Origin of the sequence: Streptomyces sp. NBC_01341 (genome assembly GCF_035946055.1) — a bacterium.
Classification (GTDB): domain Bacteria; phylum Actinomycetota; class Actinomycetes; order Streptomycetales; family Streptomycetaceae; genus Streptomyces.
Genome location: NZ_CP108364.1, coordinates 7,366,572 through 7,392,505, shown reverse-complemented (window position 1 = coordinate 7,392,505; position 25,934 = coordinate 7,366,572). Strand labels below are relative to the sequence as shown.

At 68.1% G+C, this 25,934-nt stretch carries 24 protein-coding genes and 3 pseudogenes; 14 read left to right on the top strand and 13 right to left on the bottom strand.

From position 1 onward, the window contains the following. Positions 1-786: 786 nt before the first annotated feature. Complete coding sequence (locus OG206_RS32420) at positions 787-1,437, top strand: GNAT family N-acetyltransferase (RefSeq protein WP_327122130.1); 651 nt, start codon at positions 787-789, stop codon at positions 1,435-1,437. 572 nt (positions 1,438-2,009) lie between these two features. Here the strand turns inward: OG206_RS32420 and OG206_RS32415 are convergent. The 4 genes from OG206_RS32415 to OG206_RS32400 form a co-directional block, all read right to left on the bottom strand. After that, positions 2,010-4,193 (bottom strand): HEAT repeat domain-containing protein, encoded by a 2,184-nt coding sequence (locus tag OG206_RS32415; RefSeq protein WP_327122129.1) that lies wholly within the window; start codon positions 4,191-4,193, stop codon positions 2,010-2,012. A 284-nt stretch (positions 4,194-4,477) separates the two neighbouring features. Then, positions 4,478-4,834: a hypothetical protein gene (locus OG206_RS32410; RefSeq protein ID WP_327122128.1), complete on the bottom strand. Its 357-nt coding sequence runs from the start codon at positions 4,832-4,834 to the stop codon at positions 4,478-4,480. Continuing rightward, positions 4,819-5,886 carry a hypothetical protein gene (locus OG206_RS32405; protein WP_327122127.1) on the bottom strand — a complete coding sequence of 356 codons (1,068 nt, stop codon included), beginning with the start codon at positions 5,884-5,886 and terminating at the stop codon, positions 4,819-4,821. The genes OG206_RS32410 and OG206_RS32405 overlap by 16 nt, the downstream gene beginning before the upstream one ends. Beyond that, positions 5,861-6,493 (bottom strand): helicase associated domain-containing protein, encoded by a 633-nt coding sequence (locus OG206_RS32400; protein ID WP_327122126.1) that lies wholly within the window; start codon positions 6,491-6,493, stop codon positions 5,861-5,863. Before OG206_RS32400 ends, OG206_RS32405 begins: the two co-directional genes overlap by 26 nt. Positions 6,494-6,575: 82 nt before the next feature. Between OG206_RS32400 and OG206_RS32395 the strand changes: the two genes are divergently transcribed. Continuing rightward, positions 6,576-6,860, top strand: a complete 285-nt coding sequence (locus OG206_RS32395; RefSeq protein WP_327122125.1) for a hypothetical protein — start codon at positions 6,576-6,578, stop codon at positions 6,858-6,860. A gap of 76 nt (positions 6,861-6,936) precedes the next feature. On the opposite strand, the gene OG206_RS32390 is transcribed toward OG206_RS32395, so the two are convergent. The 3 genes and pseudogenes from OG206_RS32390 to OG206_RS32690 form a co-directional block, all read right to left on the bottom strand. Next, positions 6,937-7,341 carry a hypothetical protein gene (locus tag OG206_RS32390; RefSeq protein ID WP_327122124.1) on the bottom strand — a complete coding sequence of 135 codons (405 nt, stop codon included), beginning with the start codon at positions 7,339-7,341 and terminating at the stop codon, positions 6,937-6,939. Next, positions 7,338-7,820: pseudogene (locus tag OG206_RS32385) on the bottom strand (transposase); the annotation flags it as partial. The pseudogene OG206_RS32385 and the gene OG206_RS32390, both read right to left, overlap by 4 nt. A gap of 212 nt (positions 7,821-8,032) precedes the next feature. Continuing rightward, positions 8,033-8,578, bottom strand: a pseudogene (locus tag OG206_RS32690) (DUF4158 domain-containing protein); the annotation flags it as partial. Positions 8,579-9,131: 553 nt separating this feature from the next. Here OG206_RS32690 and OG206_RS32380 point away from each other — a divergent pair. From OG206_RS32380 to OG206_RS32330, 11 genes and pseudogenes are all read left to right on the top strand, one after another. After that, a complete protein-coding gene (locus OG206_RS32380; RefSeq protein ID WP_327122465.1) occupies positions 9,132-9,560 on the top strand; it encodes a TnsA-like heteromeric transposase endonuclease subunit in 429 nt (142 codons plus the stop codon). Further along, positions 9,553-11,631, top strand: a complete 2,079-nt coding sequence (locus OG206_RS32375; protein WP_327122123.1) for a Mu transposase C-terminal domain-containing protein — start codon at positions 9,553-9,555, stop codon at positions 11,629-11,631. Before OG206_RS32380 ends, OG206_RS32375 begins: the two co-directional genes overlap by 8 nt. Then, positions 11,625-12,029 (top strand): hypothetical protein, encoded by a 405-nt coding sequence (locus OG206_RS32370; protein WP_327122122.1) that lies wholly within the window; start codon positions 11,625-11,627, stop codon positions 12,027-12,029. The genes OG206_RS32375 and OG206_RS32370 overlap by 7 nt, the downstream gene beginning before the upstream one ends. A gap of 30 nt (positions 12,030-12,059) precedes the next feature. Then, positions 12,060-12,572, top strand: a complete 513-nt coding sequence (locus OG206_RS32365; protein ID WP_327122121.1) for a hypothetical protein — start codon at positions 12,060-12,062, stop codon at positions 12,570-12,572. Continuing rightward, a complete protein-coding gene (locus OG206_RS32360; protein WP_327122120.1) occupies positions 12,556-13,443 on the top strand; it encodes a hypothetical protein in 888 nt (295 codons plus the stop codon). The genes OG206_RS32365 and OG206_RS32360 overlap by 17 nt, the downstream gene beginning before the upstream one ends. 12 nt (positions 13,444-13,455) lie before the next feature. Next, complete coding sequence (locus tag OG206_RS32355; protein WP_327122119.1) at positions 13,456-13,866, top strand: VOC family protein; 411 nt, start codon at positions 13,456-13,458, stop codon at positions 13,864-13,866. 94 nt (positions 13,867-13,960) lie between these two features. Further along, complete coding sequence (locus OG206_RS32350; protein ID WP_327122118.1) at positions 13,961-14,143, top strand: hypothetical protein; 183 nt, start codon at positions 13,961-13,963, stop codon at positions 14,141-14,143. A 126-nt stretch (positions 14,144-14,269) separates the two neighbouring features. Further along, positions 14,270-14,743, top strand: a pseudogene (locus OG206_RS32345) (helicase associated domain-containing protein); the annotation flags it as partial. 165 nt (positions 14,744-14,908) lie between these two features. After that, positions 14,909-15,637, top strand: a complete 729-nt coding sequence (locus tag OG206_RS32340) for a hypothetical protein (RefSeq protein ID WP_327122117.1) — start codon at positions 14,909-14,911, stop codon at positions 15,635-15,637. A gap of 47 nt (positions 15,638-15,684) precedes the next feature. Beyond that, a complete protein-coding gene (locus OG206_RS32335) occupies positions 15,685-15,897 on the top strand; it encodes a hypothetical protein (RefSeq protein ID WP_327122116.1) in 213 nt (70 codons plus the stop codon). Between the two features lie 37 nt (positions 15,898-15,934). Continuing rightward, complete coding sequence (locus tag OG206_RS32330; protein WP_327122464.1) at positions 15,935-16,261, top strand: helicase associated domain-containing protein; 327 nt, start codon at positions 15,935-15,937, stop codon at positions 16,259-16,261. A gap of 77 nt (positions 16,262-16,338) precedes the next feature. Here OG206_RS32330 and OG206_RS32325 read toward each other — a convergent pair whose 3' ends face one another. After that, positions 16,339-17,181: a hypothetical protein gene (locus tag OG206_RS32325; protein WP_327122115.1), complete on the bottom strand. Its 843-nt coding sequence runs from the start codon at positions 17,179-17,181 to the stop codon at positions 16,339-16,341. A gap of 1,291 nt (positions 17,182-18,472) precedes the next feature. On the opposite strand from OG206_RS32325, the gene OG206_RS32320 reads away from it, so the two are divergent. Next, the gene (locus OG206_RS32320) at positions 18,473-20,161 is read left to right on the top strand and encodes a SpoIIE family protein phosphatase (protein WP_327122114.1); all 1,689 of its coding nucleotides are present in this window, start codon (positions 18,473-18,475) and stop codon (positions 20,159-20,161) included. Between the two features lie 95 nt (positions 20,162-20,256). Here OG206_RS32320 and OG206_RS32315 read toward each other — a convergent pair whose 3' ends face one another. From OG206_RS32315 to OG206_RS32295, 5 genes are all read right to left on the bottom strand, one after another. Then, entirely contained in the window at positions 20,257-20,505 is a 249-nt protein-coding gene (locus OG206_RS32315) for a hypothetical protein (RefSeq protein WP_327122113.1), read from the bottom strand. Continuing rightward, positions 20,495-20,899, bottom strand: coding sequence for a restriction endonuclease (locus tag OG206_RS32310; protein WP_327122112.1), 405 nt, complete (start codon positions 20,897-20,899; stop codon positions 20,495-20,497). Before OG206_RS32310 ends, OG206_RS32315 begins: the two co-directional genes overlap by 11 nt. Positions 20,900-21,321: 422 nt before the next feature. After that, complete coding sequence (locus OG206_RS32305) at positions 21,322-21,714, bottom strand: carboxymuconolactone decarboxylase family protein (RefSeq protein WP_327122111.1); 393 nt, start codon at positions 21,712-21,714, stop codon at positions 21,322-21,324. Positions 21,715-22,549: 835 nt separating this feature from the next. Further along, positions 22,550-23,935, bottom strand: coding sequence for an MFS transporter (locus tag OG206_RS32300; protein WP_327122110.1), 1,386 nt, complete (start codon positions 23,933-23,935; stop codon positions 22,550-22,552). Positions 23,936-24,401: 466 nt separating this feature from the next. After that, complete coding sequence (locus OG206_RS32295) at positions 24,402-25,853, bottom strand: aldehyde dehydrogenase (RefSeq protein WP_327122109.1); 1,452 nt, start codon at positions 25,851-25,853, stop codon at positions 24,402-24,404. Positions 25,854-25,934 lie beyond the last annotated feature (81 nt).

The window sequence follows — 25,934 nt, the reverse complement described above, 5'->3', positions numbered from 1 at the left end:
GTGCGGGTGGCTGCAGATGCAGGTGTCGTCGGTTGGTGGGCAGGCATCCGGTCGCGGCTTACGATCTGTCCTTGAGCGTTCAGACCGTGATCGAGGCCGAGGCATTCCCCCTCACTGTCTCTGTGGGGCCGGATTTGATGCTGATGCAGCCAGTGAGCCGGAACGCTGTCGAAGGGCTGGACGAGGCGTACACGGAGGCCTGCCTGGACTTCACCTCAGGCATCCAGACCACCGGCACCACCATCGATGCTCGGTGGAAGGTCGCGCCTGATCACAGCCATGTTCTGCTGCTACTTCACGGCAGGACGCCCAAGCCCTTCGAGCTCGCGGTCCGCTTCACGCTCGAGACAACCGGGGAGCGGGACCGGCGCTTCTTCGTGGAAGTGGCGCAGCACGCGGGGTCAGTCTGTGGATCTACCCCGACAAGGAGGATGCCGCGCGCGCCGCGGTCGCGCTGCAGAAGCAGGACCTGCTGCTCTTCGGCAGCCTGGGCATCGGGGTCGAGAGCGACCTGCACTGCCGCACCTTGCACCGGCTCGGCCGAGAGCCCCGCCCGGCCACCTGACCACCACCCCGGCCAGCAAGGCTCGCGGCCGCATCAAGCCCGCTCGCGGGCGAAGGGCCATGGCAGCCCCGTGCGCTCGCGAGGCGAAAGAAACGCGTCATCGTTGTCGCCTTCAGCGGCGTGATGACCGCTTTGGTCCTCATCACCAAGCGTCCTCCTGGCCTACTGGTAGCCGTGTTGCCGCACCGGCTCTCACAGACGTGCCCGGCTGGTGGGGCCGCATGGCCTACTTCAGACCGAGAGGACGCTCGTGGGACGCAACAAGCCCGGCAAGCCCCGACGAACTGCCCGACAGCATTAAGATCAGAGAGACCCGGCCCGGGGAGGGCAAAACGTTCACCGAGCTCGCCGCGCTCGCCATGGAGGGACACGGCGACTTCGACGACCGCGAGGCCATGTACGAAACCGTCGACGCAGCAGGGCCCTTCACCAGCCAGTTCGGCGCCGGACGGTTCGTCTTCCTGGTCGCCGAACATACGCCCACCGCGCGCATTGTCGGCGCCTGCTCCAGCATCCCGCCCCTATCCGTCCTCGGAGGCATGGAACGGGACGGGGCAGACCCCGTTTCCCTGGCAGCGACCGCTATGGCTTACGCCAAGCTCCGGGTCCTGGCCGTCGCGGACGACTGCCGGCGTCAGGGCATCGCCTCCGCACTGATCACCAGAGCCATGGCAATCCACCGTGAGCACCGGGCGTTCCTCATGTACGGGCAGTTCACCGCCGGAAACGCCGCCCTGGCACGGTTCTACCGACGCCACGGCTTCACCATCCATGCCCCAGGTGAGCCGGTCATCCTTCCCGGAAGTTCCAGGTACCGCGATGTCGGTGCCTCGCCGCTCCCCGGCGAGCAGATGTTCTCGCGCTCGATCTGACCCCGACGGCCCGGCTGCCCCCTGACCGGCGGACACGACACCTGGTGCGGTGCGGCCTGGGTGGGATTCGTCGCCGCTTCTGCCGGTCAGGCCCTGGAGGCCAAGCAGACCGCCTACGGCGACGCGCAGTACCTCGATCAGCTTTCCGCGGATCACCAGCAGGAGGTCATCGAGATCCGCGCGGCCCGGAGAGAGGCCGACAGAGCCGGAGATCTGATGTTGGCGGCCGTGTCCCGGCAGCCACGGGCTACCGGTACACGGCCAGGCAGTCACCATCGGCAGCACGGCCGGCTGAGACACACCACGAGGTCTGCCGCTGCGGGGCGGGCCTCTTGCGACTGCGCCCGAGGACGAGCATCAGCCCAAGTCGGGCTCCTCGGTAGTCCCCCACCCGACGTCGCGCTGCTGGGCGCCCCTGCCGTTCGTTCGTGGCCTGGCCGGAGTCGATGTACTGGGTCACGGTCTCTCCGCGTGGTGCGCGTGTGGCGCCGCCTTGCGCCGGTGAAGTGACCGTATGCGCAGGTCGCTTGCCGATCCAGATCTGCAGGCCTTGTGCACCGGTGTGGCCGGGCCTATTGCCCCCTGGCCGGCGCCGGGTCCGGAAGGTCTGTCAGGCCTGCGAGGATGGCCCGGCAGGTGTGCTCGACCTCAAGGTCGAAAGCGACGCCGTTCGACCACATCTGGTTGCCGCGATGAGGTTGCTCAAGTGCGGCCTGGATCTGGGGCAGGGCGGGACGTGCGGCCGTACCCATGCGATCGAGGCAGGCGATGACGTCGCGTGCGGTGGAGCCGTTGTCCTTCCAGGCGGCCAGCAGGGCCGGCACGACGGCGCTGGCCTCACTTGTGCCGCCTATGTCCCACAGGGCGGATGCGACGTGGACGAGGGTCCACGAGTCGTTCAGTACGGCCGAGCCGTTCCGCTCGTTGCGCGCGTTCTGTTCGACCCGCTCGCTCAGGATCTGCCGCAGGCGCGGCAGGGCGGCTGCGGCGCCAGGGCCGATTCGGCCGGCGAGGTCGATCGCGTGGAAGTTCCGGTGGTCGTCGAGGAGGCGGTGCAGCAGCGGCATGACGCTGTCGGGGCGGCGTTCGAGTTCCCAGACGGCGCCCGCCGCAGCTGTGCGGAGGGAGACATCGTCTGCGTCGGTGAGGGGGCGGACGACGTCCAGGGCGGATGCGGCGTGGGGGCCGAACGACGCGAGCGCTTTCAGGACAGGCTCTGCGGTACGCCATTGCTTGTGCCCGACGGAGGTTTGGACCGTTTCGGCGAGGGCGGGTACGGCCGCCGGATCACCGAGGTTGGCCAGTGCGGAGGCGAGCGTCGCAGGGCTGGCATCGGGCCACTCAAGGGAGTGGTCGACGTCGGCGAGGCGCCGGATCAGCCGGGGCGTGAGTTCCACGGCGCACTGGGGCAGATGGCCCACCGCGCCCAGGGCGCGCCAGGCGTCGGTGTCGGTGTCCAGCGCGGTCAGCAGGCTGGGCAGGGCCCGTTCGTCCTTGAGCCCTGCCAGCGCCACGACGGCCAGTTGGTGGGCTCGGCGGACGTTACGGTGCGGGCTCGCCCACGCATCCGGGTGGTGGGTGGTGACGTAGGTGGCGAGGGCCTCGCGGGCCGGTTCGGCAAGGGTCGCCAGGGAACCGAGGGCCTCGGCCGCGGCTGCGGCGGTGTAGGCGTCGTCCGGGAGGAGGCAGTGGCCGGTGAGCCGCACCAGGCGGGTGTGATCGCCCCGCAAAGAGGTGATCAGACTGCGTGCCATGTCGATGGCGTCGTAACGGATCCCCGGGTCCGGGCTGCACAGCTGCACGGTGAGCAGAGCCGTTCGGTCCTCGGCGCGCGCACCCAGTGCTGTGTGGAAAGCCGTCAGCAAAGGGGTGGTAGCGGCGTGGACGCGCCCGTGCCGTTCGAGGTCGGCGAAGGCGGCCGCAACGTACCCGGGGACGTTCGGGTCGGGATCGGGCTCGGCCTCGCACGCACACGGACGGGACGGGTCCCTGTCCCCCTTCTCGACCTCGACGGGCTGGGGCGCGGGAGTGAGCCGGCTGAGCAGGTCGATCGCGGTCGGCACCGTCTGGTCGTCGATGGAATCGGGAGCGCAGCGGGCCCGGTGGACGAGCGCCGTCAGACGGGTGTCCGGATCGGTGGTGTCGTTGTCGGCCAACGCATCCAGCCACGCTCGCGCCGGCGCAGCGGCTGCGGGCAGGCGGATCGCCAGGTCGGCCATCGTCCGCACCACCAGACCTCGCTCGGCAGTCCCGCTCTCTTGCCCGAGGCGGTCCCGCAGAAGCCCCGCCGCCCGTCCGGCGTCGTCCAGGAAGAGCCCGAGACCCTCGATCGACGCCCGGCGCACCTGCGGGTCGGGGTCACCGGCATAGGCGACGAAGGCGTCGGCGTGCTCGCGCATCAAGTTCGCGGTGTCCGGGTAGATCGTGGACTCTTCACCGCCCTCGCCGCAGATGACCGCGTAGTGCTCTTCGGCATCGACCGCTTCCCGCCCGATGCTGAGCAGCAGCGCGACGACGTCCCCGCGGCCAGGAGTCGCAGGGTCGTCTGCCATCGCGAACAGGAACGGCACACTGGCCACCGTGCTCGAATACACGCTCCCTTGATGGAGCGCTGCGCTGTAGAAGTTGCCGAACGCCTCCTCACGTATGTCGGGGTCGGGCGACACCATGCCCCGCAGCCACCCCGGCACATCATCGGCCGCCCCGTAGGCGTGTCCCAGGGACGCCCAGTCGGTCCTGTCCAAGTCATTGATCATGACCGGCACTATGCACGGCAGCACTGACACCCGGAACAGAACCGACCCTGACATCGTCCTGCGGCAGGACCCTGCCTCAGCGCTCTGGGGAGTCGGGGCGGGGCGGGTCCGCCGGCTCGTGGTGCGTGGGAGGACTGGCAGGCGTACGGGATGGCCGGGCCGTAGGAAACGGTCCAGGCAGCCCCGGGCGGAGCCGAGTGCCAGCCCGCCTGAATTCCGGCGGCAGGCTGCCGCCGGGACGCCGGGGGTATTGCGCGGGCGGGCGGCGGAGTTCCCTGCGGGGGTTAGGTGGCGGTGATGTCAGCGGGCTGACTGCTGGGCGGGGTGGTGGTGAAGAAGGCGCGCAGGGGGCGGCCGATGTGTTCCTCGCGTCCGGTGCCCTGGGCGGCGGCAGCGAGCAGGGGTGCGAGGTCGTCGGTGTCGGAGGGTGTCAGGACGAGCCAGCGCAGCATGATCTGCAGGGTCAGGCGCCTGAGAGTGCGCAGTTCCTCCTGCTTTTCCCTCTCCGTCTGGTTCTTGATCACCTTGCCGTGGACGTAGAGGGAGCGAGCGGTGTAAGCGTCATCGATGACGGTGTGAGCATGTTCCTGTTGGGCGGGGGTGAGGAACAGTGCGGAGGCGCGGGTCAGCAGGCTGCGCACGATTCCGCCACGGGGGTCGTTGGGGCTGCGGAGCAGGGCTTCCAGGGCGATGACGTAGTGAGAAGCAGTTCGTCGGCGTCCACTGGCCAGACGGCGTAGTCGTTGTAGGTGCGCTGGTAGGCGGCAAGGAGGTGTCGGGCGGCGCGGTTGAGGCGCCGGGCACGCTCTTTGGGGAGATCATCCTCATGGTTCTCGCCAGCCATGACCATGTCGATCTTCGACGAGATCGCGGTGCAGAAGGCGGTCAGGGCCGGAAGGTGCGTGGCCGGGACGTTAAAGTCGCCGGTCTCCCGGACCTCGGACTCTTGCGCTTTTCCGTACGGGTCTGCGTAGATCTTGATGGTGGTCGGGACGTCTCTGGGGTTCAGGTCGAAGCGGCGTCCGCGTGCGACGCTGAAGGCCGATTCCACGCGCAGGAGTTCGCAGTCCCACAGGATCAGTGGCAGGAGGGCCTGCCAGTGCTGGGCCTCTTCGCGCGGACCGGTGAAGTCGAACCAGGTCGGCCGGCGGGTGACCGTGCGGCCGGGGTCGGGGACGTGGAGGAAGGGCGCCTCGGTGATCAGGTCGAGGTCGAGGCTGTGGGGCTGCAGGCCGTGGAGCGCTGGCATCGGGACCGTCTGGCGCAGCTCCTCCAGGGTGAAGGTCTGCAGGGTGTACCGCCCCAGCTGGATCCGCGTTCCGCGGGGGAGCTCGGTGTTGAGGAGCAGCCATCGTTCGGGGACCGGTGCCGGGCCGGTGCAAAAGGCGACGAAGCTGTCGGCGACCTCAGCCAGTGGCACGTCCGCGCCTTGGGCGATCAGGCGGCTCGCCTCGCCCAGACCCGACTCCCCCAGCAGCGTCCGGTAGTCCGGTTTCCAGTCCCCGTCGGCCTTGGCATAGAGGTCGAGGTGTTCGTCCCGTGGTGCCGCGGAGGCCACCACTTCCTCCAGCGCGTCCCACTCGGGTCCGCCCGCCAGCTCCGCGTCGGTGATCGCTTGCGGGACCGGCGGCAGGGTGCGGGCGTACTCGAGCCACAACAGTGCGGCTTCACGCAGGGGGAGATGGGTGCTCATACGGCCTGAAAGTAGTTGGCCGCCGTGTCTGCGGGCAGCGAGTTTCCCACATTGGGGTGGTGGAGGGGGCGGCAAGGTGGCCGTGAGCGCGGTGGTAGTCGGTGGCGGCGGTGAGGCGGGCGCGCCAGGCGGCCTGGTGTTTGTCCCAGATCATGCCGAGCGCTTCGAGTTCGGCGGTGAAGTCCGGGTCAAGGTGATCGGCGTTATAGGCGTCGCGTATGGCGGTGATGAAGCGGCCAAGGTCGAAGCCGGCGGAGTCCAGGTGGTCGGTGGGGACGTCGAGGTGGCCGTGGGCATCGTGGAAGGTCTGGGCCGCATTGAGAGGGCGGTTCGTGACTCTCTGAGAAGATTCGTCGCCGTGTCCGCCACATCGAGGAGGGAGTATTGTTCGAGACCGACGTGGTCGAGAACTCCCCGGATTGGCAGACGACTTGGTGATGGTCGAAGAGCTGGAAGTCGCGCTGCCTTCGATGACACGGTGGCGTGTGCCAGGTGGACGCAGCGTGGACTGGGCCGCCCTCGAGGCGGGCCTCGGGACTGCGCTGCCCTCAGACTTCCGCTCTCTGGCGGAGGCGTACCCAGTGCTTGTTATCGATGACTTCCTCATGGTGTCCCTTCCGACGCCCGGCGCCGAGGCGCCATGGGCGTCCGAGTGCAGGGACGACGAAATCCTTCAGGATCTGTACGAGATGGGCGACACTGAGGACTACGTTCCCTACCCGCAGCCGGGAGGCCTGATCTCCTGGGCGTCGTCCAATTCGGGGGACACCTTCTATTGGAGGACGAGCCCTGCGGATCCGGACGCATGGCCGGTGGTCGTCCGCACGGACAACGCCGACTGGATCGAGTTCCCGGCCGGTGCTGTCGGGTTCCTGGCCGGCGTGTACGGCCGCACCATCGACGTGCCGGGCATGCCCGGCAACTTCCCCAGCGACGACCCGAAGGTGCTGGGCCTGAGCGACCGCATCGACTGATCGGCGACTCAGAGGGCGGTTCGAGTGATGTCCGTTTCGAGTTAAGGCTGGTGCCGTGTTGTGAGTCGCCGCTCGGTTACTGCTTCGTGGCGAAGCTACCGACGTCGTCCTCGCTGAGGAGGTCCAGTTTGACCAGGCGTTTCAGCTTGGCGCGGGTGCCTTCGATGTTCTTCGGCAACAGCTCGTGGTCGAGGGCCTCGCAGATGTCGCGGGCTCGGAGGGGGCCGGTTGCCTCGTTGAAGACGGCGAGGATGCGGGGGTAGTCCGGGTGCTCCGGCAAGTCCTGTGAGACGGCTTGGGTGGGGATCCGGTCGGCGAGGGCGGTGACGGTCTTGCGGGTGATCGCGAGGTGCTCGAGGTGGATTTCGGCCTCTCGTAGTCGGGCCCGCAGTTCCTCGGCCTGGGTGCGGAGGTCGTCGGTCAGGGTCCGGGCCGCGTTCTCCTGAAAATCCAGTGCTTCGAGCAGGGGTTGGATGTTCATGCGGTCACCGCTTGCGGGTTGCGCCAGGTGGGGGTGGTCGTGCCGGTGAGCCGGCGGGTCATGGTGTGGGTCATCGCCCAGTAGACGCGGGAGGCGGAGGAGGCCGGGTGGTGTTCGTAGTCGCGGACCAGGCGCCGGTGCAGTATCAGGATCCCGTAGGTCTGCTCGACCCTCCAGCGAATCAGCTGCGGGACGAATCCCTTGTCCTGCGGGTTGCGTTCAACGGTCTCGACGTCGATACCCATGCCGGTGCCGTGGACGGCGACCTGCTTCTTGAAGCCCTGGTCGACGAGCGCCTTGCGGACCGTGCCGTCGGTATGTTCGGCGACATGGTCCAGCAGGGCGATGCCCGCGGCGTTGTCGTGGGTGCTGGCGGCCAGGACGATGACGGCGATGACCAGGCCCAGAACATCCACCGCCAGTGCCCGCTTGCGGCCCGGCACCCGTTTCCCGGCAGCTCCAGCTGCCGCACCCGCTGCAGCTTGTTCACCTCCGTCAGCAGGCTGTCCAGGCCCAGCGCGCCGGAGTCCGCCTTCAGCTCGGTGAAGAACGTCCGGCCCCCGCCCGCGCTCCCCTCATCCCCGTCGTCATCAGCCACCAGGTCATCCAGCCGGGACCGCGAGGCCGCAGACAACCGCTCCACCGTCGTCGCGCAGAGACCCTCCTCGAAGGTGTTCACCGCCGATGCGGCCAGCCGAGTCACCTTCGCGGGTGCCGGCGGCTCCAGACGTTCGTTGCGGCACCGCGCGACCACCGCTTCAGCCAGCCGGTCCCGGTTCAGCTCCACCGGGCACAACTCGGCAGCCAACCACTGCGCGAGCTGGACCTGGTCCTCCTGCGTGCACTCGCGGAACCCGAACACCACCCGGACCTCCATCCGGTGCCGCTTGATCGCCCGCCCGGACCAGTCGTAGGCGCCCCACTCCTCGGCCGGCACCCTCACCTGCTGAGCCACGTACGACACCGCAGCGGCGGGGACCTCCGCCGCATCCTCCGGAAAACGCGCCTCCACCTCGAAGAAGTTCAACAGCAGCGCGAAGCCCAGCCGGTTCGCCCCCGACTTGTTCCGAAGCCGCTCCTGGTCCTCCTCCAGCAGCGTCCAGACCTCGATCAGGTCCTCCGGTTCCCACTCCCGACGCACGCCCCACTCCTCTCCTCGATCACCACAACGCGACCAAGGTGACGCGAGCACAACAGAGACAGGACCAGAACACCGGAAACCGTGACAACAGCCCATCAGATCGGCTACAGAGAGCTACTTGTCACTTCGCGGCAGCTTCGGGAGTAGAGGGCCTTACCGCGTGTGTCCTGTCGCACCGCGGTTGTCGGATTCTCACCGCTTCTCGTTCGTGGTGGCGGATTCTCATTGCGTCGCGCACTGAGCGATGACGTTTGCCCCGTACGTGGGGTTTGATCTCACTTCCCTGGTCCGGTTCTCGCTGTACCTGTCACGGTCGTTTTCGGCAGGTACGCGGAGCCGGGGGTGGCGATGGATCTGGGTCTGGTCGATGTCGAGTGGGCGGACGGTGAGGGTGGCGGGCTGCGGAAGTCCGTGCTGGAGGCGGTGTCCCGGGTTCGGTTCGAGTCGGTGCTCCCGGTGCGGCAGTTCCCGTCGTATCGCGGGCAGCGGCACTTCACGGGCTGGTACTGGGCTGCGACAACGCAGTCGCTGGTGGGGTTTGAGTCGTGGCTGGAGCGCGACGGGGCCATGCTCCTCGATCATGACCGGCGGGTGGTGGGGCTTGCCTCGCAGCCGTTCCGGGTGACATGGCAAGGAGAGAAAGCGCCGGATCTCGCATACGCCGGACTACTTCGCGCGTCTGGACGACGGCTCGGGCCTGGTCGTCGATGTCCGGCCGGCGGACCGGGTCGGCCCGGAGGACGCGGTGAAGTTCTCGGGGACCGAGGCGATGTGCCAGGAGATGGGCTGCTGGTCCTTCGCGCTGGTGCACGAGCCCGATCCGGTGGAGATGGCCAACGTCCGCTGGCTGTCGGGCTATCGGCATCCACGCAACCGGGTCGGCGACGTCGCGAGACGGCTCATGGACGCCTTCGACGACCCGCGGTTACTCATAGACGGTGCCCAAGCAGTGGGGGACCCGCTGTCCGTCCTGCCGACGCTTTACCACCTGCTGTGGTGTGGGGACCTGAGCCTTGACCTGGCGGTGCCGCTGGGAGACGGCTCCATGATCGGCTGCGCGGCGGTGAGTCATGGCTGAACTGGCACCACGCGGAGTTCTGCGGGTCGGGGACCGGATCCGGTTCGAGTGCCGGAACCAGCAGGTCATCGGGCTGGAGGGAACGGCCTTGCGACTGCTCAGCGACGAGGGCGACACCAGTGTCATGGCTGCCGGCTACGTGATGGCGGCCGCCGATTTCGAGGTGCTGGACCGGGGGCCGGAGGCGGTCCCGGAACAAGTCCTGCCGCCGTTTGCGTTGGTGGACGCGTTGCCGCCGTCGGCCGTCGAGCAGGCCCGGTTCTGGAAACAGCACGTGGTGGAAGTACTCACCGGGCTGCCTCCGGACGCTCCGGAGGGCACGACTCCTCGGCCCGAGTACGACCCGGCCTGGCGGACGCTGATGGAGCGAGAAGCTGCCAAAGTCGCCGAGCTGGCGGCCGGCGGGCAGCAGATAAGCAAGCGGACCTTTCTGCGGATGCGGCAGCGCTACGAGGCCGAGGGATTGTGGGGACTGGTGGACGGCCGGTCCCGGAAACCGCCGGCCCCGGTCCCCGGCACCGGACGGACGGACGAGCGCGTGGTCGAGGCGGTCACCGAGGCACTGGCCGGGCAGACGGACCTTTCGACGGGCGACCGCAAGCGGCTCATGCTGCAGGCCGAGCAGATCCTCGCCGCGAAGCACGGCGAGGAAGCAGTGAAGCTCCTGCCGACGAGGGCGACCTTCTACCGGCTGGTGAACAGCCTCGCCAAGAACAGCGAGTCCTTCGGGCCGGCCACGGTCCGCCGTCAGCGGGCTCTTCGGCCCGTGGGGCCGTTCACCCCCTCCATGGCCGCCCGACCCGGGGAGATCGTGCAGATCGACTCCACGCGGCTGGACGTGATGGCGGTGCTGGACGACGGAGTCGTGGCTCGTCCGGAACTGACGATCGCGGTCGATGTCACGACGCGCACGATCTGCGCGGCCCTGCTCAGGCCCGCGGGCACGAAAGGCGTCGACGCCGCGGTGCTGCTGGCGAGGATGCTGGTTCCCGAGCCGATGCGGCCGGGCTGGAGCCAGACCCTGGCGATGTCGGACTCGATCCTGCCGCACCAGCGGCTCATGGCGGTGGACGCCCGGTTGGAGAAAGCAGCGGCCAAGCCGGTCATCGTCCCGGACACCATCGTGATCGACCACGGAAAGGTGTTCGTCTCCGACACGTTCTCCTCCGCCTGCTCGCTGCTGGGGATCTCCCTGCAGCTCGCCCGGCCCAGGACTCCGACGGACAAGGCGATCGTGGAGAGGACGTTTGCGTCGATCAACTCGCTGTTCTGCCAGTACGTCGCGGGCTACACCGGCTCCGATGTCACCCGCCGCGGCAGCGACCCGGCCTCCGAGGCAGTCTGGACCCTCGCCCAGCTCCAGGATCTCCTGGACGAGTGGATCATCTGCTGGCAACAGCGTCCGCACGAGGGTCTGCGCAACCCCTATATGGCGGGGCGGACACTGTCGCCGAACGAGTCGTACGCCATCGCCGTCGCCCGCGCCGGATACTTGCCCGTCGCTCTGTCGGCGGAGGACTACATCGAACTGCTGCCCGCGGTCTGGAGGGCCGTCAACGACTACGGAATCAAGGTCAACTACCGCCCCTACGACAGCCTCGAGCTCAACCGGCTGCGGAGGCAGCTGTCCGGGGTGACGGGCAAGCAGGATCTGTGGGAGGTCCACTACGACCCCTACGACGTCTCCCGCGTCTGGGTACGGCGAAGCGACAGCCGCCGGTGGATCGAAGTCCCGTGGACCCATCTGCCTATGGTCCGGGCCCCGTTCGCCGACTTCACCTGGCGTCACGCACGCCAGCTTCTCGCCGACCAGGGACGCGACGACACCAGCGAGACGGCCGTCGCCCAGGTCCTGGCCAAGCTCCTGCGCAGGTCGGGGAAGCCACCGACCGGATCGGAGCAAGTCATGGCCCGCACCCGGGCAGCCCTTGAGGCCACCGGACTGCCTGCACTCCCGCCCGCCCGATCCGACGATGCACAGGACAGCGAGAACGAGGAGCCGGAAGAAGCACCGGTCACCCCGTTCGGTGTCTTCAACCCCCGGGAAGAGGAGGGAAATCCGCTGTGGTGACGCCGCCCGATGCCCATGACGACGAGCACAACCCGCTGACCACCAAGGACGGCTGGAGACAGTTCATCGACGCCGCCCCGGTCTGCCCGACCATGCTCTCGCTGCGGGCCTTCAAGGCCCTGACCGAGAATAGGCGGCTTGCCTACAACGAGCCCCGGCTGGACTACCACTCCCAGCTCGTGGTCGTGGCCACCCCGACCGTCCGCAACGTGTTCACCACCGGACGGCGCCTGGTCCTGCTCAACCGGCACCAGATCTCGGGCCGCCGCGGGCTGAACCGGCAGTCGCCCTGCGGCGGCCGGGCCGAGCCGTTTACGGACCAGGAGTTCGTGGTTGCGGCCGAGCTGGGCGATGGCAGTCGTCTTGCCGGTCCTGGCCTGGCCGGTGACGCCTGCTGATCAAGATGCGTGTCGAGCTCGCCCTGGTCGATGAGATCCACAACCTCAACCTCGCGACCCAGGCCGGGGCCGAAGCCTCTGACCAGCTCAAATACCTGTCCGAGAGGATCCCCGCCACCTTCGTACTCGCTGGCATCGACGTCGCCCGCGAGCGGCCTGTTCAGCGGCGTCCGGGGCCAACAAATCGCCGGCCGCTACACCGTCACCGACACCGAACCATTCGCCTACGGCACCACCGCACAGCGGCAGAGCTGGCGGAACCTGATCGCCTCGCTCGAAGACGCCCTACGACTCCACCGGCACAAGACAGGCAGCCTGGTCAAACTCGACGGCTACCTCCACGAACGCACCGACGGCGCGAACGGCAGCCTCTCCCAACTCGTCCGCGGTGCTGCCCTTGAGGCCATCATCAACGGCAGCGAGACCATCACCCGCAAGACGCTGGAGACCATCGAGGTCGACCAGGCCGCCGAGGACGCCCGTCAAGAACACCGCCGCAACCGTCGCCCACGCCGCCGGAGGCCGGATGCCGGCGCAGCCTGACCAACTCCGCCAGCTGCCCATCGCTCTCGGGCCCATCCACAACGAGACCCTCGGGTCCTATCTCCACCGCCTGGCCGTCACCAACAACCGCCCCGCGGGCTTCCTCGCCCGGCTCCTGGGCCCGCTGCCGCCGGAGTTCTCCCCACTCAGCAACACCACCACCGGCTGGACACCCCACTCACCCGGCCGTCTGGCCACACTCTCCGGACGTCCGAAGCCTCAACTCGCCAGGGCCCTGCCCGCGCTCGCCGACTTCCTCAGCCCACACAGCCCCGGGCCGCGAACGGAACAGCTGATCAGTCGCCCCTGCCGCTGCTGCACAGCCCGCCGCAGCCCCACCGCTTCCGTGGTCATCACTCTCTCGCCCGCCCACGTCCACCTCTGCCCGCGACATCAGCTCTGGACCCGCTCCACTCACGACATCCCGCTCGTCGCCCTGCCCGAAGTCATCGAGGCCCAGCGTCGACTCGACCGACTCGCCCGCCGCCACCGGCAGACCGGACGAGCACTCGACATGGCGCGGAAGATCGTCGAGGACTGGTCCGCCTCCGGAATGCCGATCGACCTTGGGAAGGAGTGGACCGATCGCCTCGACCGAGTCGAAGCTCTTGCCGTCAGCAAGAAGATCTCGGCTGAGGACCGCAGTCGCCTCGCGGCGTTCCCCGAGATCGTGATGCTGACGCACCTGATCCTCGACCCGCCCACAACCGCCCTCGACCCCAAAGAGCTCTACCTGGCAACAACCGCCGAGCTGAGCCGACGATTCGCGCGGATCTACACCACCCTCGGAACCCAGGACCCCCTCTACCGAAGGTTCTGCCTCTATCGAGATCGCGACTGGCCTGTCTCGAACTCGGGTGCGAGCTCGTGACAAGATCGGGGGATGCTGCGACTCACCGATTTCATTATCGACTGCCCGGACACGATGAAGCTGGCGGCCTTCTACTCCGAGGTGACGGGCCGTCCGATCAAGGAAGGCAGCTCCGAGGACTGGGCTGGCATCCAGTTCGGCGAGATCGAGCTGGCATTCATCCGGGTGGACGACTACCGCGCTCCGCAGTGGCCCGACAGCGAGCACCCCAAGCAGTTCCACCTCGACTTCGAAGTGGACGAGATCAAGTCCGAGCAGCTCCGCGTCCTCGACCTCGGCGCGACGCTGAGGCAGGACTTCATCGGCCCCAACGGCTACGGCTGGCAGGTCTACACCGACCCGATCGGCCACCCCTTCTGTCTGTGCCGCAACAAGGGCGTCATCTGGACCGACCAAGGCCCGATCTGGCCCAAGCGCGACTAATTAGTTCCGGTCATGGAGAAGAGCGACATCACGATCAAGCTCACCCCCGACGAGGCCGGCCCTGGTCCTCTCGGACTGGCTGGAGCGAGTACAGATGACAGATCTCAGCCGCCTGGTCGACTATCCGGCCGCATGGGCCCCGATCCACAAGATCGCGGGAACACTGGACAAAGCGCTTCCTGGAAACTTCGCCGCCGACTACGCCGAACGTCTGGAAGCGGCCTGGCACCGTCTCCGGACGGCCACGGGCAGCCTTGCCGAAGAGCGAGACGGCTGAGCTGTCCTTGCCCAACACCAGCGCGCTTCCGTGAAAGCCATGCCGTTTGAGAACGCCGGCCCGCGACGTTCTCAAACGACATGGCAACCCAGCAGGTCAGCGGCCCACGATCTGTCAGCTGCACTGCGACAGGACAGCGTGCTGGCGGACCTGGTCGACGCTGACGGTGTTCTGCCGGCCATCGCACCCGGGGTGCGATTCGAGGGCGATGACATCGGGCGGTGGCTGAAGCGGCAGAAGAACCCGGGCACCTGGACACAGCTTCTCCCCGAGCAGCAGGAACGGCTCTCGAAGCTGGGCATGCAGCCCGACCAGGCGCCGTCCCCCGCCCCGGCGGCGGCGCGTACGACGAAGGGCTCGAGCAAGGCACAGGCAGCGTTCCAACGCGGCCTGACGGCCCTCACGCAGTGGGTGGAACGGGAAGGCGCCCACCGGCCGGTACCCCGAGGCCACAGCGAAGAGATCACGGTCAACGGCGAGACGGAACCGGTGGTCGTCAAGCTCGGCGTACGGACATCCAACACCCGCGCGAGACGCGACAAGCTCACCCAGGAGCAGTTGGCCGCGCTACGGGAGCTCGGGGTGGAGTGGGCCGTGTAGCGTCCGGTGCTGGTTTCCATAGCAAGTCGCTTCCGCATCGGCAGACATCACCCTCGGAGAGCATGTGCACATGAGAGAAGCACGCAAGAGAATCATGGCCGTTTCCGGAATGCTGGCGGCTGTCGTCCAGGACGGCTTCGAGTTCCCGGCAGGAGTGGGCTCTCGGTGATACCCAAGATCCAGAGGGCGCGTTCGGGTGGCCGGACACGGGTCGCCCTCTGCGTTCCCGTCGTACTGATAACTCTCGTCGCCGGCGCGGTGGGAACCGCCTCCTGTGGCCAGGGCAGCCCCGGCGTGGCATCGCCACCAGCGCCGAGGACAGTGACGCCTCGTGCCGAGCCGTCCGCAACACAGACCCTGCCGCAGGCCTCCGAACTGCCCAAGCATGCGGTGACCAGCGACAAGAAACCCATGCTCAGCCCGGGCAGGACGATGGCCACGGGATACACCGGGAACGATTTCCTCACCGGACTGGCAAAGGACTGGAAGGTCCGACTCGAAAAGCCCGTCGAGCAGGAGATGCCCGGTGGGAAAATGAGGACGTACGTTCACGGGCGCGGCAAGAACGGGATGGCCATGTCAGCCGGCTACGCCGATCACAAGAACATGTCCTCCCTGCTGTGCTACGCCGGTACGAAGGAACCAGGCGATTTCGAGTTCCTGGCTTCCTGCACAGGTCTCGACGTCGCCGGAATCGACCATGCCAAGGCGTCCTCGTGGCTCGACCGGGCAAAGAAGGAGACCGACTCCTTATGTAAGAGGCAGGTGACCAAGACGGGAATCGAACAGAAGTACGTTGTCAGCGGAGTGTTGGTCTCGGGCCCGGTGAGGATGCTTCTGTACCGCACATACGAGCAGTACTCCCTGAGGATCCTCGGAGGCGCAGCGGTGTAGAGGCACCAGCAGGATTTTGGGGTCAAGGTCTCTCGTCCACCTCACATGTGGAGTGGGCAGCGCAGGACCCGGAGCGGGCGGCACAGCGCGCGGCGCAGCTCACCGCGATCGAACCGAACTGGAGTGGCCCCTGGCCGCTGAACTGGCAACGCCACTACCGGGTCCTTGCCGACCTCGCCGACACCGAGACCGAGACCGACGAGGTTGTGCCCGCCATCGAACCCGGGGTGCGGTTCGAGGGCGACGACCTGTGGAAATAGCTCCAGCGCCCAGAAGTAGCCGGTCACCTGGGCGCAGCTGTCGGGCGAGCAGCAGGAACGGCTCTCGAAGCTGGGCGTACAGCCCGCTGATGCCCCGGCTCCCGCCCCGGCAGCCGCTCGTACGACGAAGAGGCCGAGCAAGGCTCAGCAGACATTCCAACGCGGCCTGACGGCCCTCGCCCAGTACATCGCCCGCGAAGGAGAGTCCTCGGTGAAGCGGACTCACCGGGAGAAGGTCGTCATCGACCGCCAGGAGCACGACCTGGCGCTGGGGATTTGGTACTCCAACCAGAAGCAACGCCGCGACAAGCTCACCGCAGAACAACTGGACGCACTACGGAAGCTGGACGTGAGGTGGGCGTAGCTGAGCACGCGCGTGGGGTTGGGTGAGACGGAAGATGGTGCTGCGCCGGACACTCTAGGATGGGCCGCTCGCTCAGTTCAGACCCGGCTCGCGTCCTCATGGACGACCCGCGCGGAGCGGCCGGGATCCTCACCGGGCAGGCCCGGCGGGAGCACCGGGGCCAAGGCGCGGAACACCGCCGCCATGTGCCGGTCGTCGTATCCGGCGAGGGTCTGGCTGGCCTGGAGCAGCAAGCCGCCCGCACGCAGCGGGCGCACCGCGTGGAAGGCGCCGGTTGCCTCCAGCGCGGTTGGGCCGCCGAGCCGGTCAGCCAGTTCGGCGGGGACGCCAGTGACCCAGGAATAGCCGCGCAGCAGGGTCCGTGACTCCCGCAGGGAGCGGCGGCGCGGGCGCTTGAGCGCCGACTCCAGATCGGTGGTCTCGTGGAAGTTGCGGTGGTCGATCCGCGCGAAGGCCGGGTTGGCCTCGTCCAGGGCGGCGGCGAGGACGACGACCAAGCCCGCGCACCACGCGGCGTCGGCGACGTGCTCGGCGCCCCGCACCGCCGCCGACAACTCGGTGTGGCTACCGCCGCGGCCCGTCTGCGTGCCCCCCACGCGGCCCACGTCGTCGACCCAGGCGCCGCCGTCGTCGCGGGAGGGCGCGTGGAAGCCGGCCGCGGCGTAGAACGGCGACGGCCGCAGCACGTCGGCCAGTTGGCCCCAGTTGGCGCGAACGTCCCTCACACGGACGTTCCGGCCGCCGGTCATCGACTCTGTGACCAGGGCCCAGGACGCGGCCGACTCCTCGTCCCCGGCGGGGAAGAGCCGTTCGGTGGCGGTGCGGAACCAGTGGACGAGGAGGTCGCCGCGGGGCGCCGCCGCATGGTCGTCGAGCGTGGCCCAGAGGGTCACGTCCATGGTCGAGGTCTCGTCGTCCACCCGGTGCGTGCCTTTCTCGATGGTTCGGGACCCTTGGCCGTCGGCCCGACCCTACCGGGGCGGGACGGCGGCCAAGGGTGCTGGTTTCGGGCCCGGTGAGGATGGTTCTGTACCGCACATACGAGCAGTACTCCCTGAGGATCCTCGGAGGCGCAGCGGTGTAGAGGCATCAGCAGGATTTTGGGGTCAAGGTCTCTTGTCGACCTCGCATGTGGAGTGGGCAGCGCAGGACCCGGAGCGGGCGGCACAGCGCGCGGCGCAGCTCACCGCGATCGAACCGGACTGGAATGGCCCCTGGCCGCTGAACTGGCAGCGCCACTACCGGGTCCTCGCCGACCTCGCCGATGCCGACGGCCAGCTGCCCGGCGTCCTCATGGACTGGATTCCCGAGCTACGCCTTGGGTTCTCGCCCCTTCATCCAGCGCAGCATCGCCTGATCGACGCGCCGTACCGCCCCCCCGGGGGCAGCGCGCACATTGACGGCCAGGTGACTCCATCTGCGGGACGTGCGGGTCCCGCCTGTTTTGCATGGTGGGCTCCGCGTGCCAGGGTCCGCGGGGAGTCGCACCCTGGAGACATGGCCGCACTGGTAGTCATCCCCCGCGACTGGAGTCTCGCCCTTCTGGTGACGCAAGCGCAGAGGCTGGCCGTCGGTGTCAGCAGCGCAGGTCAGGCCGGTGGGTGTATCAGCTGGTCTCGTGAGGGCTGCGTTCGTCAGCGGAGGCAGGTGAAGTCGTGGAGGAGCCTGCAGGATCCAGCGCCGACTCCGGCACTGCCGTAGAGCGCCTGGATGCGTTGATGGCCGACCTGATCATGGATACCGGTGCGTCAATCGGTTTGCTGTACCTCTTGCCGCCCGGCGAGCGGGTGATGTCGCTGACGCTGCTGTCCGGCGCTTCACGTCAGCTGGCCGCGCCCTGGGCCCGTGTCCATGTGGACACATCCACCCCGGTCGCGGACGCCATGCGCCAGCAGAGACTGCTGTGGCTGAGCAGCCAGGAGGAGGTGGCCCCGCTGTTACCCGCAGCTGGGCGTCGTGCTGCCCTACGATTTTATGCTGGCTGCCGCGCCGCTCGCCGAAGGCTCCTCTACGCGGGGCGGGCTCGCACTGCTGTGGCCCGTTCAGCATCCGCCGCAGCTCAGCCGGTACGAGAAGGAAGCAATTACCTCATTTTGCCGGAACGCGGCATATCTACTTGGGCAGGCAGCCGATCACGGCCAACCACTACTGCCTCCGGAGGAGGCGCGGGTCCTGTCCGCGCCGGCGCACCCGGCCGACCCTGTGCACGCCATGGCCGCGCTTCGCTTCACCGAGCGGCTTCCCGTCGGCTGCTGCGCCCTCGATCTGGACGGCCGGCTTACCTTCATCAATCCCGCCGCTTCCGATCTCCTGGATACGGGCGCCGCGTCCCTCATGGGTAGGCGGCCGTGGGAAGTGCTGCTGTGGCTGCACACTCCGCTCTTCGAAGACCGCTGCCGGTCGGTGGCGATCACCCGCCAGCCCGCCTCGTTCACCGTAGTGCGCCCCCCGGACGTGTCACTGCTCTTCCGGCTCTACCCCAGCGACAGCGGGATCAGCGTCGCCATCACCCCCACTGCCGGCGATGGGCTTACCCCGCTTCCGCAAGGGCCGCCATCGCGTGAACCGGCCAGCGCGATGGCGCTCTACCACCTGACGCACCTCGCGGCAGCTCTGGCCGAAGCTGTGAGCTGCCAGGACGTCGTCGAACGGGTAGCCGACCAGGTCGTGCCGGCCTTCGGCCCTCAGGGCATGGTCCTCATGACCGCAGCGGAGGGGCGGCTTCACGTCCTGGGTCACTGCGGCTACAGCGACGAGTTCATCAACCGTGTCGACGGCACTCCCCTGGCCGACCGTACCCCCACCACGCAAACCATGGCCACCGGCGAGCCGGCCTTCTTCCCCACCTTCACCGACTTCCAGCAGCACTACCCCCAGGCGCCCCGTCACGAGAACAGAAATTCCTGGGCCTTCCTGCCCCTGACCGTCTCCGGCCGCACCATCGGCGCACTGGCCCTCTCCTACGACCAGCCCCACCCATTCACCCCAGCAGAGCGCGCCACACTCACCTCTCTGTCCGGCCTGATTGCCCAAGCACTCGACCGCGCCCGCCTCTACGACACACAACACACCCTCGCCCGCACCCTCCAGGCCGGCCTGCTGCCCCGCGCTCTGCCCCGCGTCCCCGGCCTGAACGTCGTCGCCCGCTACCTGCCCGCCGACCACAGCACGGACATCGGCGGCGACTTCTACGACCTCATCGAGACCGCACCCACCGCCACAGCCGCGATCGGCGACGTCCAGGGCCACAACACCACCGCCGCCGCTCTCATGGGACAGATCCGCACCACCGTCCACACCCACGCCACTACCGGCACACCCCCGGGCGACCTCCTCGCCCACACCAACCGCCTCCTCATCGACCTCGACACCGGGCTGTTCACCAGCTGCCTGATCGCCAGCATCGACCCCACCCGCCACCGCGCCCACCTCGCCACCGCCGGACACCCCCCACCCCTGCTCCGCCACCCCGACGGACACACCGAAGTACTCCGCCTGACACCCGGAATCCTGCTCGGCATCGACCCCGCCGCCGACTACCCCACCACCGACATCGACCTTCCGCCCGGCGCCGTACTCGTCCTGTACACCGACGGCCTCGTAGAAGTCCCGGGCACCGACATCGACGACACCACCACCAACCTCGCCCAGCACCTCGCACAAGCCCAGACCCACGACCTCGACGCACTCGCCGACACCCTTATCCGCCACGCCGGACGCCTCGGCCCCCGCCACGACGACATCGCCCTCCTCCTCATCCGCCCCCACGAGACCAACCACCGACAACACAACGCCACCCACTACGACGTCGGCAAAACCGTCAAACGCCCCGAGACCCCTCAAGGCCATCGGAGGGTCTGCCAAACAAGCGGTGTAACACGGGTTGTTAAGGGTTACTGACGTGCTGCGGAGAGCCGACCGTCGAAGGTGATGGGGAAGGCGTTAAGCGCGGTCTTCCAGCGCAGGAGGCAAAGGGCTGGCGGGGACCTCGCAGGTCAGCGCAGGAAGCCGAAGAGGCCATTCCTCCTGGCTTCCTCCCGCTCCTCTGCCTCCTCAGCGGCGCGGGCCGCGGCGTCCTCCTGCTCGCGTTTCCTGATGCTGGTGCAGACGCTGCAGTCACTGCCCGTGGGCCGGGTCTCCCAGTCGTCGTTGGGCCGGACTGCGCGGCCGCAGGTCGGGCACGGCCACGCCGCCGCCTCCCGCCGGCGCTCGGCCTCTTCCTCCTCCAGGCGCTCACGTTCCACCCGGGCATGGTGCTGAAGACGGCGCTGCTCCTCGCGAACGTCGTAGGCGCGGGAGTCGTCGGTGCCGGTCCACCAGATGCAGGCGCTGAGACCTAGCGAAGTCGGCGGCCGGCTTGGTGAAGCGACCGTTGGTGACCAGCACGACCACATCACCCTTGTGGACCGGGCGTCCGGTGCCGTTCAGCACCTGCAGGTCCTGCGTCCCGACCCCGGCTCCGGCGCGACCCGCGCGGCGGTGTTTGCACTGCATGACCCAGCGGCGCCCAAAGGGGTCGGTGGCCTTCACGTCCGCGCCGTTGTCGCCGGCCCCGCCGACCTGTACAGCGTCCGCGCAGCCGTCGCGAAGCATCAGGTCATCGAACTGCCGGTGCTGCAACTGGTCCAGGCTCTCCATCGGATACCGCACGGCCTGCGCTTGTACCTGCTGTTGCCTCCCTCCTGCACACGAAGCCGGAACCAGCAGAAGGCACCCGCACCAGCCGTCAGCAGAGTGAGCGGCAGGAACCAAGGGGTGGGCGGCGAGCCAGTCCATCACCGCGGACACCAGCCACACGAGGACGGCGACACCGACCAGCGCCTCGGTACCGATGTAGGCCTGCTTCCGTCTACGCGACCGGGACGGGGAACTGCCGGAAGGCCACGGCCGCGCAGGAGGGCGTCGGGCGCGCAGGAGGGCGTCGGGCGGGACGGCGCCGGGTGCTCATCGGCTGCTCCGGTCCCACGGGATCGGGTACTTCACCGTGGACCGGGGCGCCGACCGCGCTGGTGCCATCCGCACCTCGGAAACCTGATCGGACAGGAGACCGTTACCGGGTGTCAGGCGCGGCCGGAGGAAGCGCCCTCGGCAAAGACCGACAGGGCGACTTGGTACGTTTCAAAGGCGCGGGCCACTCCTGCGTATGCCGCGAGGTGGATGAAGAGGTCGACCATCTCGTCCTGGGTGACACCGTTGTTGAGCGCGATGCGCAGCTGCCCGCGCAGCGGTTCGAATGCGCCCAGCGTCGCGGTGATGGCGACGGAGACTAGGGCTCGGTCGTGCGTCGACAACGCGGTGCGGGTCCAGGAGTCCCCGAACGCGTGCACCGTCGCGACCTTGCGGAAATCCGCCCCGGAGGTAGGTTCACTGGGGCTCATCGGGAGCTCCAGGCGCTGCCCCAGAAGTTCACTTGCGGTATCCAGCGCCCGCTCGTAGGCGTCGTCCGTGGCCATCTCTACTCCTCGCCAATCGATCGTACGGGGCAGTGGCCAGTCGTTCCGACCACGACGCCGTTCACGGCTCGGCTGCGGATCAGGGTCGTGCGCCTCTCCCCAGTCGCCGCAGTTCGCGCCGCTCTGCGTCACAGGGCGACGGGGCGGCGGTTCACCGCACCAGGGCTCGTTACCACGCCCGCACAGCGTGCAATCCTTCTGGTCGGCTGGATGAACCGTCCGGGCTAGAGCTGGAACGAGAGTCTCGTCGCACTGCGACGCCAGCACCCCTCCAAGCTCACCGAGTGGGGTGTCCCTTGGCGAGTTTTCAGGTTCGTACCAGTACATCCAGTTCGAGGGCGGCATTCCGCCTTGCACTCAGCGCGCCGGGGTGGGGCCACTGGGAAGATTGTCACTTGCTCGCAACGTGCCCTGGAGTAATCCTGTTGTCCAGTGGACAATGGTTCTTTGCTGGTCGCCGTTGGCGGGACGACTCCGCTCAAAGATCCCACCTGCCGGTCCGCCGCTCACGCGATCGTTCCGATCGAGCGAGCCATGTGTTCGGAGTCTCCCGCGCCCAAGGGCCTCGGTCCCGTACGTGGCGCATTCGGGAGCAGGTTTCCGCGGGATCGGGGCGGGCCGGGAGCCACTGTGCCCGGGCAACGGACACGGAACAGTCGAGGGGTATTGGGTATCCCAGCGGGCTTGGGGGATCTCCGTCGCTGTGAGTCGGTGGAGACGAGTGCGAGAGCCATTGGCGCGGCCACCGCACTCGTCGGGAATTCAGTCCTTGCCGGTCAGCGTCACCACCCTGGCGGGGGTTTCGGCGGTGTGGGAGTTGGTTACGGCCTCGGCCTCAGTGGCGGCTGCGCGCGGCAAGCCGGGGCGGCACCAGGGTGGCTACGAGGGCGGCCGCGACAAGGAGTCCTGCGAGGAGGGTGAAGCCGTGGGTGTAGCCGGCGTTGTAGGGCAGGCCCGAGGGCTGCAGCCGACTAGTGACCAGCAGACTGGTCAAGGCGGTTCCGATGGAGCCGCCGATGGTGCGCAGGTTGGCGTTCATGCCCGTCGCGGCGCCGGTTTGCTCGGCAGGGACGCTGTGGACGATGAGGTTGGCCATCGAGGCGAAGGCAAGCCCGATGCCGAATCCGAACAGGCCCGCGACGAGCGCGACCTGCCACTGCTGCTCGCGCCAGAGCGAAAGGATGCCGCAGGCGACTGCGGCGAAGACGGAACCGGCGACAAGCAGGCGTTTGGACCCGACGATGGGCTCCAGGCGGCCGCTGAGAATGCCGGAGACGAACATGGCGATGAGCATCGGAACCATGAGCAGTCCGGAGCCGGTGACGCTTGCACCGAATCCGTATCCGGCGGATTTGGGCGTCTGGACGAACCCGGGTAGGAATGACCAGATCGCGAACATGCCTGCGCCGAACAGTAGACCTGCGGCGTTGGTGGTCCATACGGCGGGCAGGCGCATGATGCGCAGGTCGATCAGGGGGCTCTTGGAGCGGGATTCGGCGAACAGCCACAGCGCGCACAGCACAATGGCGGTGGCGAACAGACCACTCACCTGGGTAGAGCCCCAGCCCCAGCGGGTTCCCTGGGTGAGGGGCAGGAGCAGGGCGACCAGCCAGCCGGACAGCATTACCGCGCCGATCCAATTGACCGACCCGGCCGCCCGTTTCGGCGACTCCGGGACGTAGCGCAGGGCTATCAGCGCGGTCAGGGCGACGATGATGACGGGGATCCAGAAGAGCCAGTGATAGTCAAGCGCGCTGACGATGGGGCCGGCGGCGACGATGCCGAGGCCGCCACCAGCGGCGATCACGGCGGACAGGTTGCTGATGCTGGAGCTAACCTTGTCGGGCGCAAACTGGTCGCGGATGATGCCGAATGACAGTGGGAAGAGGGCACCTCCCGCGCCCTGGATGATCCGGGCGATGATCAGCACACCGATGTTCGGCGCGAGGGCGGCGAGCAGGCACCCCGCAAGAACAGCCAACAGGACGGCGATCATCGTCCGCTTCTTGCCGAGAAGGTCGCCGACGCGGCCCAGGATCGGCGTGAGCACTGAGGCGGACAGGAGGTAGGCGGTCATCACCCAGGTCACGGTGGACTGGGAGGTGTGCAGAGCGTGCTGGACCGTCGGCAAAGCTGGTGCGATTAGCGACTGCAGCATGGAGAAGACGCCCGCACCGGTCGCTAGGACCGCGAACGTGAGGCGGGAGGAGGGACGGGGCATGGGTGACTCTCTCTGAGACGGGCGGCCTGGTGGGGGCCGGACGTTGTCGTACCGGCATGTACGAGGGGCACACGCTGGTACGGCGACGGCTGCGTGGCAGTGTGGCGGATGCTTGAGGGGAGGTGGCCTCGGCCATCGAGAGGTCGGGCTGCCGGTCGCACGCGCTAGGTGCGCCTCGGCCGCACGGCGCACGGGCGTAGGGCCACTTGTCCAGCTGACGCGGCCGTCCCCGCAGGCAGACGGCGACCAGCCTGCGGGGACGGCCGCGTCACTCGCCACGTCATGTCGAGGTGTAGAACCTCGGTATGGGGAGGGCCTTCACCCCGATGACCTTTCCTTGCTCTGACACGGCCTTTCCTTGTGTCCGGAAGGCTTTTCGTGTCGGGTGGCTCACGGGAAGCGAGGTCTGACCGTGGAGGATGCGGTCGGACCTTCACTATCCAGTTCGGCCCGTACCGCTGGGGTTTTACCGGGCGCGAGTGATCGACTTGTGCTCCACGTAGCCGGTCAGACCGACCTTGCCGTACTCGCGGCCGAGGCCGCTCGCCTTGTAGCCGCCGAAAGGGCCGTCGAAGCTGATCGGCGATCCGTTCAAGGTGACCGTGCCGGTGCGCAGACGGCGGGCGACGGCCAGGGCGCGGTCGGGATCAGAAGTCCAGATGCCGCCGGACAGTCCGTACTCGGAGTCGTTGGCGATGCGGACGGCATCGTCATCATCGTCGTAGGCGATGACGACCAGAACCGGCCCGAAGATCTCCTCCTGCGCGATGCGCATGCTGTTTTCGACGTCGGCGAACACGGTCGGGGTGACGTAGTTGCCCTTCTCCAGGCCCTCAGGGACCCGCGGGCCGCCGGTCACCAGACGCGCCCCGTCCTCGATGCCGATGTTGATGTAGTCGATGACGCGCTGCTGCTGGTCACGGCGAATCATCGGGCCGATGAAGGTGTCGGGGGCGGAGGGGTCGCCGACCTTCAGCGATTCGACCATCTCCTTCACTGCGGCCACAACCTCCGCGTAGCGGCCGCGGGGGGCCAGGATGCGGGTCTGCAGGATGCAGGCCTCACCGTTGTTGCCCAGCGAGCCGAACCGCAGACCCTGCATCGCGGCCGTCACGTCCGCGTCGTCCAGGATCAGCGAGGCCGACTTGCCACCCAGCTCGAGGCCCACTCGCTTCAGCTGTTCGCCAGCTATGGAAGCGATACGACGGCCGGCCCGCGTCGAACCGGTGAAGGAGATCTTGTCCACCCCGGGGTGCGAGACGAGGTACTCGCTGGTCTCACGGTCCGCAGGAAGGACGCTGAGCACGCCCTCGGGCAAGCCGGCCTCGTGCCAGAGGTCCGCCAGCAGGGCCATGCTCAGTGAGTTCTCCTGGGAGACCTTCAGAACGACGGTGTTACCGGCCAGCAGGGCCGGGATCAGCTTGGCGGTGGCTGCAGAGAATGGCGAGTTCCAGGGGATGACCGCGGCAACCACACCTATCGCCTCACGGCGCACGATGGTGTCGAAGGCCACCGACGGGTCGGACGGTGTGAGGACCTCTTCCCAGCCGAACTCCTCGGCCGCCTTGAGGTAGGCATTGACCTGGCGGGTCAGGAAGGGCTGGCCGACCTTGGTGAACCAGCCGGCGGAACCGTTCTCTGCGGAGATCACCGCGGCGATCTCGTCCGCGCGGGCGGAACGCAGCGCGTCATAGCGACGCACGACCTCCTGACGTTCCTCCGGCGTGCTGTGCGGCCACGGGCCGTGATCGAAGGCCTCGCGGGCCGCGGCTACGGCCTTGTCCACGTCCGCCGGGGCGGCCTGCGCCACACGGCCGAGGACTGACTGGTCATGCGGGGAGAGGATGTCGAGGGTCAGCTCTGGGGCGCTGGGAGCCACCCAGTGACCACCGATGTACAGATCGTTGCGCACGGTCATGTCTGTCATTCCTTCAAGTGCAGTTTGGGGGGAAGGGAGGAAAGCTCTGGAGAAGACGCGCGGCGGGTGCGCGTCGCCGGT